The organism is Micromonospora yasonensis (genome assembly GCF_026013475.1).
Lineage (GTDB): Bacteria > Actinomycetota > Actinomycetes > Mycobacteriales > Micromonosporaceae > Micromonospora > Micromonospora yasonensis.
The window spans coordinates 1-10,536 of the sequence record NZ_JAPDPH010000237.1; the positions used below are offsets into that span (position 1 = coordinate 1).

A 10,536-nucleotide genomic window follows, 5' to 3' on the forward strand; every position below is an offset into this window, starting at 1 on the left:
CTGCCCCGCCGCCGGTCCCTGCTGGTCGCCAACCACGTCTCCTGGCTGGACATCCTCGCGGTGCTCGCGGTGTCCCCGGCCCGGATGCTCGCCAAGCGGGAGGTACGGGACTGGCCCGTGGTGGGCCTGCTCGCCGCCGCGGCCGGCACGGTCTTCGTGGACCGGTCCCGGCCGCGTGACCTGCCGGCCACCGTCGGGCGGGTGGCCGCCGCGCTGGGCGCCGGCCACTCGGTGGCCGTCTTCCCGGAGGGCACCACCTGGTGCGGCGTGGCGGACGGCTGCCGGCCCGCCCGCGGATTCCGCCCGGCGATGCTTCAGGCCGCGGTGGACGCGGGTGCGCCGGTCGTGCCGCTCCGGCTGAGCTACCGGTACGCGGGCGACCCCACCACACTCGCCGCCTTCCTCGGCGAGGAGACCCTCTGGGCGTCGGTACGCCGGGTGCTGGCCGCCCGGGACCTGACCGTGTCGGTCGGGGTGGCCGCGCCGCTGCACCCGGCCGCCGGGGCGGACCGGCGGGCGCTGGCCCGGGCCGCCGAGTCGGCCATCCACCTGGCCCGGCCCCGGGCCGTGATCCGGTCGGTCGGCGCCCGGGACCGGTCCGCCGCCGGTGACGAACATGGTGCGGGCGGCCGTCGGAGTGCCGAGATCAGCCTCGCCGGCATGCTGGCCCCCGCTTAGCTCGAAGGTCCGGCGCGGGCGTCAGCCGCCCCGGGGCGGGGGTGCGTCCGAGACGCCCTTTGGAGCTGACGTCACAGACGATTCACGCGGCGGGCGACACACTCGCGACAGTCTTGTTCAGTCGCGATGTATCGCGTTATGCTTCTCCCGTCGCTCGACGTGCCGTAGGTCGGCACGTCTCCGAGGGGAGGACGCCATGGCCAGCTGGACGGTCGACAGCCCGCTGCAGCTCACTCTGGACGGGCCGGTCACCCGGCTGGACGTCCATCTGATCAGCGGCCGGCTCAACGTGGTGGGCACCGACGGTCCGGCCCGGGTCGACATCACCCGGATCAGCCGTCGGCCCGTCCTGGTCGAGCACCGGGACGGCCGGCTGAGCGTCGGCCACCAGCGGCAACCGCGCTGGCCGGGAGTGCTCTGGTGGCTCGGTCAGCTCGGCCGCCGGTTCCGGGCCGAGGTGTCGATCGCCGTACCGGCCGACGTGCTGGCCGACCTGCGCCTGGTGGACGGTTCGCTGGTCGCCTCCGGGCTGCGCCGGGACACCCGGGTCGATGTCACCTCCGGCCAGGTCACCCTGATGGGGCTGCGCGGCCGCACCAGCGCGAAGGTCACCTCCGGGCCGGTGGAGGCGCTCGGTGTGGGGGGCGACCTCAACCTGGAGACGGTCTCCGGCGAGCTGATCCTCGCCGACAGCGCGCCCGAGCGGGTGCGCGCCCACGCGGTCTCCGGGTCGATCACCTGCGACCTGGACAACCCCCGGGGCAGCGAGATCCGGCTCAGCGCCATCTCCGGCAGCATCACCGTCCGGGTCCGGGAGGACAGCGATCTCGCCGTCCACCTGCACACCACCTCCGGCCGGATCACCAGCGGCTTCCCGCAGGTCTCCGGCGGCCCCGGGTTCGGCGCGGTGAAGGACAGCCACGGGGTGCTCGGCTCGGGCGGCGGTAAGCTCTGGGCCTCCGCGACGTCCGGCAGCATCGCCCTGCTCTCCCGGCCCGTCGAGGACGACGACGACCTTGAGGAGCTGCCGTGACCGCCGTGTTCAGTCACGGGCGGCTCCGGCTCTACCTGCTTAAGCTGCTCGACGACGGCCCGAAGCACGGCTACGAGCTGATCCGGCTGCTGGAGGACCGCTTCCTCGGCCTGTACGCGCCGAGCGCCGGGACCATCTACCCACGGCTCCAGCGCTTGGAGGTCGAGGGCCTGGTCACGCACACCGCCGCCGGCGGCCGCAAGGTGTACGAGATCACCGAGGCCGGCCGCGCGGAGCTGCGGCAGCGCGCCGACGAGCTGGCCACCCTGGAGTCCGACATCACCGCCTCCGTCGCGGACCTCTCCGCGCTGGCCGGGGAGATCCAGACCGAGGTACGCGGCTCCGTCCGTGACCTGAAGCGGGAACTGCGCGAGGCGGCCCGGCAGACCCGCCGGACCCGCTGGGAGCCGCCTCCGACCCGTCCCGCCGCCAACGGTGGCCGGACGGTGCCCGCCGAGTCGCCCCTGCTCGCCGAGTTCGACCAGCGGCTCGCCGCGTTCACCGTGGAGGTCGGCGCGTTGGTCCGCGCCGGCCGGCTCACCGACACCCAGCTGCGTACCGCGATCCGGCTGCTGGACGGGGCGCTGGACGGGCTGCGCCGGCTGCTTCGCTGAGGCCGGCCCGCGGAGCGCGCTCACAGGTTGTTTCCAGGATCCACCCAGCGCGACCGCAGCCAGTGCGCGGATGATGGGTGCCATGGTGGCTACCCAGACCGAGGCCCGACTGCTCGTCGTCGAGGACGACCCGAACATCCTCGAGCTGCTCTCCGCGAGCCTGCGTTTCGCCGGCTTCGACGTCGCCACCGCGACGAGCGGGAGCGCGGCGCTGAACGCCGCCAAGGACCACCGGCCCGATCTGGTCGTCCTCGACGTGATGCTGCCCGACCTCGACGGTTTCGAGGTCATCCGGATGCTCCGCGAGGGCGGTACGCGTACCCCGGTGGTCTTCCTGACCGCCCGGGACGCCACCGACGACAAGATCCGCGGGCTGACCCTGGGCGGCGACGACTACGTCACCAAGCCGTTCAGCCTGGAGGAGCTGACCGCCCGGATTCGGGCGGTGCTGCGGCGGACCGCCACGGGCGAGCAGGCCCCCTCCCGGCTCACCTTCGCCGACCTGGAGCTGGACGAGGAGACCCACGAGGTGCACCGGGCCGGCCAGCGGGTGCAGCTCTCGCCGACCGAGTTCAAGCTGTTGCGCTACCTGATGCTCAACGCCAACCGAGTGCTGTCCAAGGCGCAGATCCTGGACCACGTGTGGAACTACGACTTCCGGGGCGACGACAACATCGTCGAGTCCTACATCTCCTACCTGCGGCGCAAGGTCGACAACACCCAGCCGCGGCTGATCCACACCCTGCGCGGGGTCGGGTACGTGCTGCGCAAGCCGGCGGCGTGAGCGCCGTCCACGACGCGAAGGGCTGGCTGCGCGGCGTACCCCTGCGGGTGAAGCTGGTCGCCGCCGTCCTCGCTCTTGTCGCGGCGGCCCTCCTGGTGATCAGCTCCCTGACCACGTACTTCCTCCGCCAGTACCTGGTCGACCAGGTGGACGACCAGCTCCGGGGCGACACCGCCGGCGTGACCCGGCTGCTGGACCAGGGCGGGGGGCCGGTCGTCATCGACCTCCCCTCCGACTTCGTAGCCGCTGAGGCGACCCCCCCCCAGCGAAATTCGAGGGCCCTTCCACTACTCGGGCCTTCGCGCCGCGGAACTGCCACGGCTCCCCACCAACTACGCCAGCTACCGGTCCGAGGTCGGCGAGCCGCGCACCGTGCGTTCGATCGACGGCCGGACCCGTTGGCGCATGATCTACACCGACCTCGGTGACGGCCGGGTCCTGGCCTACGGGCAGCACCTCACCGACGTCGACCGGGCCGTACAGCGGCTGATCTGGATCGACCTGCTGGTCGGCGGGGCGGTGCTGATCATCCTGGCCTCGGTGGGCGCGGGCATCGTGCGTACCAGTCTCAAGCCGCTCGTGGAGATCGAGCGGACCGCAGCGGCCATCGCCGGCGGCGACCTGAGCCGACGGGTGCCCGATCCCGAGGAGGGGCGGGCCTGCCCGACCTCGGAGCTGGGCCGGCTCTCCCGGGCGCTGAACGCGATGCTCGCGCAGATCGAGGCGGCCTTCACCGCCCGGGCGGCGTCCGAGGCGGCGGCCCGCAGCGCGGAGGTCGGCGCCCGGGACGCGGCGGCGGCGGCGCAGGCGTCCGAGGCGCGGGCGCGCCGCTCCGAGGAGCGGATGCGGCAGTTCATCGCGGACGCCTCGCACGAGCTGCGTACCCCGCTGACCACCATCCGCGGCTTCGCCGAGCTCTACCGGCAGGGCGCGGCCCGGCAGCCCGAGCAGACCGCCGGCCTGCTGCGCCGGATCGAGGACGAGGCGGCCCGGATGGGGCTGCTGGTGGAGGACCTGCTGCTGCTGGCCCGGATGGACCGGGAGCGGCCGATCGCGCTGGCCCCGGTCGAGCTGCCGGTGCTCGCCTCCGACGCGGTGCAGGCGGCCCGGGCGGTCGACCCGGAACGCCGGATCGAGCTGGAGATCGAGCCCGGCGCCGGCCCGCTGGTGGTGCTCGGCGACGACGCCCGGCTGCGGCAGGTGATCGGCAACCTGATGACCAACGCGCTCACCCACACCCCGCCGGAGGCCTCGGTGACCCTGCGGCTGCGGGTGGAGCCGGGCAACCTGGCCGTGGTGGAGGTGGCGGACACCGGACCGGGGCTCTCTCCCGAGCAGGCCGAACGGGTCTTCGAGCGGTTCTACCGGGTGGACGCCGCCCGGACCCGCCGGGCCGGCGGGCCGATCAGCACCGGGCTGGGGCTGGCCATCGTCGCCGCGCTGGTCTCCGCCCACCATGGCACGGTCGAGGTGGCCGAGACGCCGGGCGGCGGGGCCACCTTCCGGGTCAAGCTGCCGCTGCTGCCGGAGACGCCCGAGCCGGGAGAGTGACTTTCAGAAAACCTTCAGGCAGGTTCCAGGCTGGTCGCAGTGCCAGCGGGCAAGGTGGAGACATGACCGACCACGAGACCGACCCCCAGCGGACGCCGGCCCCCGCCGACGCCGAGCCGTCGCACCCCACCGCCGAGCTGCCCCGCACCGCAGACGGGCAGTCGGACTCCACCGCCCCGCTGCCCCGCGCCGCGAGCGGACAGCCGGACGCCGGCGGCAGCCCGGCCGCCGCGCCGGTTCCGGCCGACTCCCCGGCCGCCGGAACCCCCGCCCCGGCCGCCGCCGACGCCAGCCCGACCCACCCCGACAGCCCGTACGCGCCGCCGGTGGCGACCCCGTCCGCACCGCCCTACCAGACGCAGCAGCCCTGGTACGGCGGCCAGCAGCAGGGCTGGGCGCACCAGGGTGGCTACCAGCCGCACGGCGGCCCGGTGCCGCCGTACCAGAACCACCAGGCGCACCAGCCGTACCCTGGGGCGCAGCCGCCGCAGCCCGGCCAGCCGGTCCCGCCGTGGGGCCCGCAGCCGCAGCCGGTCCGGCCGAGTCGGGCCGGGAAGTTCGTCGGCGCGGGCGCGCTGGCGCTGGCCCTGATGCTCGGCTCCGGCGTGGCCGGCGGCGCGCTCGCGCTCGCCGTGGGCGGGCACACCACCATCACCCGTACCTACTCGGCGGCCCCGGTGATCAACAGTGCCGACCTGCCGAAGATCGCGGCCTCCGTCCAGGACAGCATTGTCACGATCATGACGGACAGCGGTGAGGGCTCCGGGGTGATCCTCAGCGCCGACGGGTACGTGCTGACCAACAACCACGTGGTCGCCTCGGCCAGCGGTAACACCGTGAAGGTGGTCTTCGCCGACGGCAAGACCGCGCAGGCGAAGATCATCGGCACCGACCCGAAGACCGACCTCGGCGTGGTCAAGGCCAGCGGGGTGAGCGGCCTGAAGGCGGCCAAGTTCGGCGACAGCGACGCGATGCAGGTCGGTGACCAGGTGCTCGCCCTGGGCAGCCCGCTCGGCCTGCAGGGCTCGGTGACCGCCGGCATCCTCAGCGCCCGTGACCGCACCATCCAGGCCGGCGAGGGCGGCCAGCAGCAGAACCCGCAGCAGGGCGGCGCCAGCTCGATCTCCGGCCTGCTGCAGACCGATGCTCCGATCAACCCGGGCAACTCGGGCGGCGCGCTGGTGAACACCCGGGGCGAGGTGATCGGCATCAACACCGCGATCGCCACCGCCGGACAGGGCAGCAACGGCAACATCGGTGTCGGGTTCGCCATCCCGAGCAACAAGGCCAAGGACGTCGCCGAGAAGCTCCAGCGTGGCGAGAAGATCAGCCACCCGTCGCTGGGGGTCAGCGTGAGCGCCGCCGAGGACGGTGGCGCGATGATCGGCGCGGTCACCCCGGGCAGCGCGGCCGAGAAGGCCGGGCTCCAGCGGGGTGATGTGATCACCAAGTTCGGCGACAAGGTGATCAACGACTCCAACGACCTGGTGGGCGCGGTCCAGTCCGGCAAGGTCGGCGACCGGGTCCAGGTGGAGTTCAAGCGGAACGGTTCGACCCAGACGGCGAGCGTGACCCTCGCCGAGACGTCCTGACCGACAGACCTGCCTCCTCCACGGGTGGCGGGTGACGGAGCCAAGGGGGTTGGCTTCGTCACCCGCCGCCCACTTTTTTCGGGGCTCACCCGATCCGGGTGAGCCCGGTTCACCCCGTCGGGCGGGACGCTCGACGGACCGGGAACCGCACGGGGAGGGACGTCATGACCACCACCAGCGCCGCCCGTACCGATCCGGAGATCCAGCGGGACGTGCTCGCCGAGCTGGACTGGGACGCGCAGACCCGGCCGGCCGAGATCGGGGTGACCGTCGCCGACGCCGTGGTGACGCTGACCGGCCAGGTGGACAGCTACGCCCGGCGCTGGGCGGCCGAGCGCTGCGCCCACCGGGTACGCGGCGTCCGGGCCGTGGCCAGCGACCTCGAGGTACGCCTGCCCATCGCCGAGGAGCGCACCGACGCCGACATCGCCATCGCGGCCAGTCGGGCGCTGGAATGGGACAGCTTCGTTCCCGCCGAGCGGCTGGACGTGACCGTCGCCGACGGCTGGATCATGCTCCGCGGCGAGGTGGAGTACGGGTTCCAGCGGCGTACCGCCGAGCGGGAGCTGCGCCGGCTGCGCGGCGTACGCGGGGTCACCAACCTGGTCGAGGTACGGCCGCCCACCCCGCCCAGCGACGAGCAGAACCGCCGCGACCTGCAACGGGTGCTCTTCCGCCGGACCGGCACGGAACGGATCGACGTCCAGGTCACCGGCGACACCGTGGTGCTCGGCGGGGCCGTCCGCTCCTGGTGGCAGCGGGAGGAGGCGGAACGGGCCGCCTGGGCCACCCCGGGCGTGCGCGAGGTGCACGACCGGATCGTGGTGACCCGCTGAGCGCCCGTTTACCACCGGTCAGGCCGGGAAAGCGCCCCCGATCACGAACGCCGGGACCTGGGGAGGACTCGTGCCCGTGAACCACCTGATGTCGGACCGCTCGCGCGCCCGGCCGTTGCGGATCGCGATGGTGGCGCCGCCCTGGCTGTCCGTGCCCCCACCCGGCTACGGCGGCCTGGAGCAGGTGGTGGCCGGTCTGGTGGACGGCCTGGTCGACCACGGCCACGCGGTGACCCTCTTCGGCGCCGGACGGGGCCACGGCACGGCTGCCGACTTCGTCTCCACCTGCCCCGACCTCCAGTACGACCGGCTGGGCGAGTCACTGCCCGAACTGGCCCACCTGGCCCACGTCAGCCGCCTGGTCGATCCCGCCGAGTTCGACATCGTGCACGACCACACCACGATCGGCCCGCTGGTCGCCGGGCGCCGGTCCGTACCCACCGTGGCCACCGTGCACGGCAACCCGGTGGGGGAGTACGGCACGGTGCTCGGCAACACCGACCGCGGGGTGGGCCTGGTCGCGATCTCGCACGCCCAGCGCCGGGCGAACCCGGACCTGCCCTGGGCCGGTACGGTGCACAACGCCATGCCGCTGCGCGACTTCCCGCGCAAGCGCGCCCCGGGCCGGGGGCCGGTGCTCTGGCTCGCCCGGTTCAGCCCGGACAAGGGGCCTGACCTGGCGGTCCGGGCCTGCCGGGCGGCCGGGTTGCCGCTCACCCTCGCCGGCAAGTGCAACGAGCCGGCCGAACGCCGTTACTTCGAGCAGGTGGTCGAGCCGATGCTGGCCGACGACGTCACCTTGGTGCTCAACGCCGACCGGGAGGCGACCCTGCGGCTGCTGCTCGACGCCCGCTGCCTGATCATGCCGATCCAGTGGGAGGAGCCGTTCGGCATGGTCATGGTGGAGGCGATGGCGACCGGCACGCCGGTGGTCGCGCTGCGCCGGGGCGCGGTGCCGGAGCTGGTCCGGCCGGGGTTGACCGGGCTGGTCTGCGATCGCCCCGAGGAACTGCCCGGGGCGCTGCGCGAGTCGGCCCGCCTCGATCCGGCCGACTGTGTGGCGCACGTGGCGGAGAACTTCTCGGTGGAACGGATGGCGCTCGGCTACGAGTCGGTGTACCGCACCTTCCTGGCTGCCCGGGCCACCTCCGCCGAACAGCCGCGGGCCGTTCCCGTCGTCGCCCGCTGACCGGTCAGGCGCGGGTGCCGGCCAGCTCGGCCACGGCCGCGTCGAGCCGCCGGGCGTACTCCGGGCTGATGCTGCCCTCGCGCCACCGCTCGGCGACCTTCCTGCGGAGCTGGTCCACCGCGGCGGCCAGATCGTCCGCCTCGGCCGCGGCGGTCGCGTTGTGCAGCAGGTTGCGCAGGTCCACCCCGACGTCCTCACGGATCTGGCCGGCGACCAGCCCGGCGTCGATCAGGTCGGCCACCCGGTTGGCCGCCTCGATCAGGTTGACCCCGGGCGGCGCGGGCGGGCCGCTGGTCGTGCGGGCCGGCCGGCTGGGGCGCGGTGACGGCGGCTCCGACCGGGCGCTCCGGGTTGGCGGCGTGGTGGAGGGGACGACCACCGGCCCCGCGACCGGCGGCGGTCCGCCGGACGGCGGCTCCCGGTCCGGGACCAGAGCGGGCACCAGCAGCGCGGCGCCGACGACCACCACCACACCGACCCCCACCAGCACCAGTAACCGGCGGCGGCCCGCCGGGCGGGTGGCGTGGGCCGCCGCCTCGCGGACCGGCCGGTCGTTGCCCGGGTCGATCCGGGCGACGGTGGGGAGGGCCGGGGCCGGTCCGGCCGGCACCCGCATGGTGGCGGCCTGCGGGTCGGCGGGCAGCAACTGGTCCCGCAACGCCGCCCCCACCTGGTGCGCGGTGGGCCGGCGCCGCGGGTCGCGGGCCAGGCAGCGCAGGCAGATCTCGGCCACCGGCGGCGGCAGTCCCGGCACGTCCAGCGTCGGCGCGTCGCTCTCGGCCAGCGCCTCGCCGAGCTGCTCCCAGGTGTCCGCCGGGAACGGCACCTGGCCGGTCAAGGTCTCGAAGAGCAGCACGCCCAGGGAGTAGACGTCGGTGGCGGGCTGGGCCGCCGCGCCGTCCAGCCGTTCCGGTGCCACGTACGCGGGAGTGCCGAAGGTGTCGCCGTCCTCGTCCTCGTCCGGCGCGCCGACCCGGGTGGCGATGCCGAAGTCCAGCACCTTCGCGCCGACCCGGGTCATCATCACGTTCGCCGGGGTGATGTCCCGGTGCACGATGCCCAGCCGGTGCGCGGCGACCAGCGCCTCGGCCACCTGCGCGCCGATCTCCACCGCCTGCGGCCAGGGCAGTGGCCCCTCGGTGAGCCGGTGCTCCAGCTCCTCGCCGGCGAGCAGCTCCATCACCACGAAGGAGGTGATGCTGCCGTCCGGCGCCACCGTCTCGCCGTAGTCGTGCACGGCGGTGACGTGCGGGTGGACCAGCTGGGCGGCGGACCGGGCCTCCTCGCGCACCATGTCCCGGAACCGGGCGTCCGCGGCGAGCGCTGGCGCAAGCACCTTCACCGCGACGATCCGGTCCAGCACCTCGTCGCGGGCACGCCAGATCACGGACATGCCACCGGCCCCGATCCGGTCGATGAGCCGGTACCTGCGGGCCAGCAAGCTGCCGCCGTGCAGTGACGCGTTCACATCGCACCTGCCTGGCTTGGGAGCGGTATCAGGTTGCGGGAATGTGTCCGGCGTGTCAACGGCTGTCCGGTCTGTCGTCGACGGCCTGCACATCCCTGGTCGCCGCCGGTGAGCAGGGGCGCCCGGCCGGCCGTCTCCGCCGGGCCCCCTTCCGGCCGCGTGCCAGGATGAACGGCATGGCAAGTGGTCCGGTGGCGTTCGTGCTCGGTGGTGGCGGCGTGCTCGGCGCGGTCGAGGTCGGCATGCTGCGCGCCCTGTTCCGGGTCGGGATCCGGCCGGACATGGTGCTCGGCACGTCGATCGGCGCGGTGAACGGCGCCCTGGTCGCCGCCGACCCGACCGAGGCGGTCACCGACCGGCTGGTCCGGCTCTGGGCCTCACCCGAGGCGAGCGAGGTGTACGGCGACTCCGTCGCCCGGCAGCTGCGCCGCTTCGCCGCCCGTACCCACCTGCACTCGCCCCGGCCACTGCGCCGGCTGCTGGAGAACGAACTGGGCGAGGAGACCACCTTCGCCGACCTCAAGGTGCCGTTCCGCTGCTGCGCGGCGAACATCGAGCGGGCCGCCGAGCACTGGTTCCACACCGGACCGGTGGTGCCGGCGGTGCTCGCCTCCGCCTCGGTCCCCGGCCTGCTGCCGCCCACCCAGATCGACGGCCAGCACTACATCGACGGCGGGGTGGTCAACTCGATCCCGGTCGGTGAGGCGGTCGCCGCCGGCGCGAAGCGGATCTTCGTCCTCCAGGTGGGGCGGATCGAACGCGAACTGTCCCCGCCCCGCCGGCCCTGGGAC

At 74.1% G+C, this 10,536-nt stretch carries 9 protein-coding genes and 2 pseudogenes; 10 read left to right on the forward strand and 1 reads right to left on the reverse strand.

The window, feature by feature from the left end; all coding sequences use genetic code 11:
- From ONA70_RS30680 to ONA70_RS30715, 9 genes and pseudogenes are all read left to right on the forward strand, one after another.
- On the forward strand, positions 1–678 hold a 678-nt coding region (locus ONA70_RS30680), incomplete at its 5' end, for a lysophospholipid acyltransferase family protein (RefSeq protein ID WP_265009986.1).
- Positions 679–874: 196 nt separating this feature from the next.
- Positions 875–1,711 carry a DUF4097 family beta strand repeat-containing protein gene (locus ONA70_RS30685; protein WP_265009987.1) on the forward strand — a complete coding sequence of 279 codons (837 nt, stop codon included), beginning with the start codon at positions 875–877 and terminating at the stop codon, positions 1,709–1,711.
- A complete protein-coding gene (locus ONA70_RS30690; protein WP_265009988.1) occupies positions 1,708–2,325 on the forward strand; it encodes a PadR family transcriptional regulator in 618 nt (205 codons plus the stop codon). Before ONA70_RS30685 ends, ONA70_RS30690 begins: the two co-directional genes overlap by 4 nt.
- An 82-nt stretch (positions 2,326–2,407) precedes the next feature.
- Complete coding sequence (locus ONA70_RS30695) at positions 2,408–3,109, forward strand: response regulator transcription factor (protein WP_089012749.1); 702 nt, start codon at positions 2,408–2,410, stop codon at positions 3,107–3,109.
- Positions 3,106–3,271 (forward strand): annotated as a pseudogene (locus ONA70_RS37050) (two-component sensor histidine kinase); the annotation flags it as partial. The gene ONA70_RS30695 and the pseudogene ONA70_RS37050, both read left to right, overlap by 4 nt.
- A gap of 150 nt (positions 3,272–3,421) precedes the next feature.
- Positions 3,422–4,660, forward strand: a pseudogene (locus ONA70_RS30700) (HAMP domain-containing sensor histidine kinase); the annotation flags it as partial.
- 62 nt (positions 4,661–4,722) lie between these two features.
- The gene (locus tag ONA70_RS30705; protein WP_265009989.1) at positions 4,723–6,252 is read left to right on the forward strand and encodes a S1C family serine protease; all 1,530 of its coding nucleotides are present in this window, start codon (positions 4,723–4,725) and stop codon (positions 6,250–6,252) included.
- A 164-nt stretch (positions 6,253–6,416) separates the two neighbouring features.
- A complete protein-coding gene (locus ONA70_RS30710) occupies positions 6,417–7,088 on the forward strand; it encodes a BON domain-containing protein (protein ID WP_265009990.1) in 672 nt (223 codons plus the stop codon).
- A gap of 88 nt (positions 7,089–7,176) precedes the next feature.
- The gene (locus tag ONA70_RS30715; protein ID WP_265009993.1) at positions 7,177–8,277 is read left to right on the forward strand and encodes a glycosyltransferase family 4 protein; all 1,101 of its coding nucleotides are present in this window, start codon (positions 7,177–7,179) and stop codon (positions 8,275–8,277) included.
- A 4-nt stretch (positions 8,278–8,281) separates the two neighbouring features.
- Here the strand turns inward: ONA70_RS30715 and ONA70_RS30720 are convergent, their stop codons facing one another.
- Positions 8,282–9,745, reverse strand: a complete 1,464-nt coding sequence (locus ONA70_RS30720; protein WP_265009991.1) for a serine/threonine-protein kinase — start codon at positions 9,743–9,745, stop codon at positions 8,282–8,284.
- 176 nt (positions 9,746–9,921) lie between these two features.
- On the opposite strand from ONA70_RS30720, the gene ONA70_RS30725 reads away from it, so the two are divergent.
- On the forward strand, positions 9,922–10,536 hold a 615-nt coding region (locus ONA70_RS30725), incomplete at its 3' end, for a patatin-like phospholipase family protein (protein ID WP_265009992.1).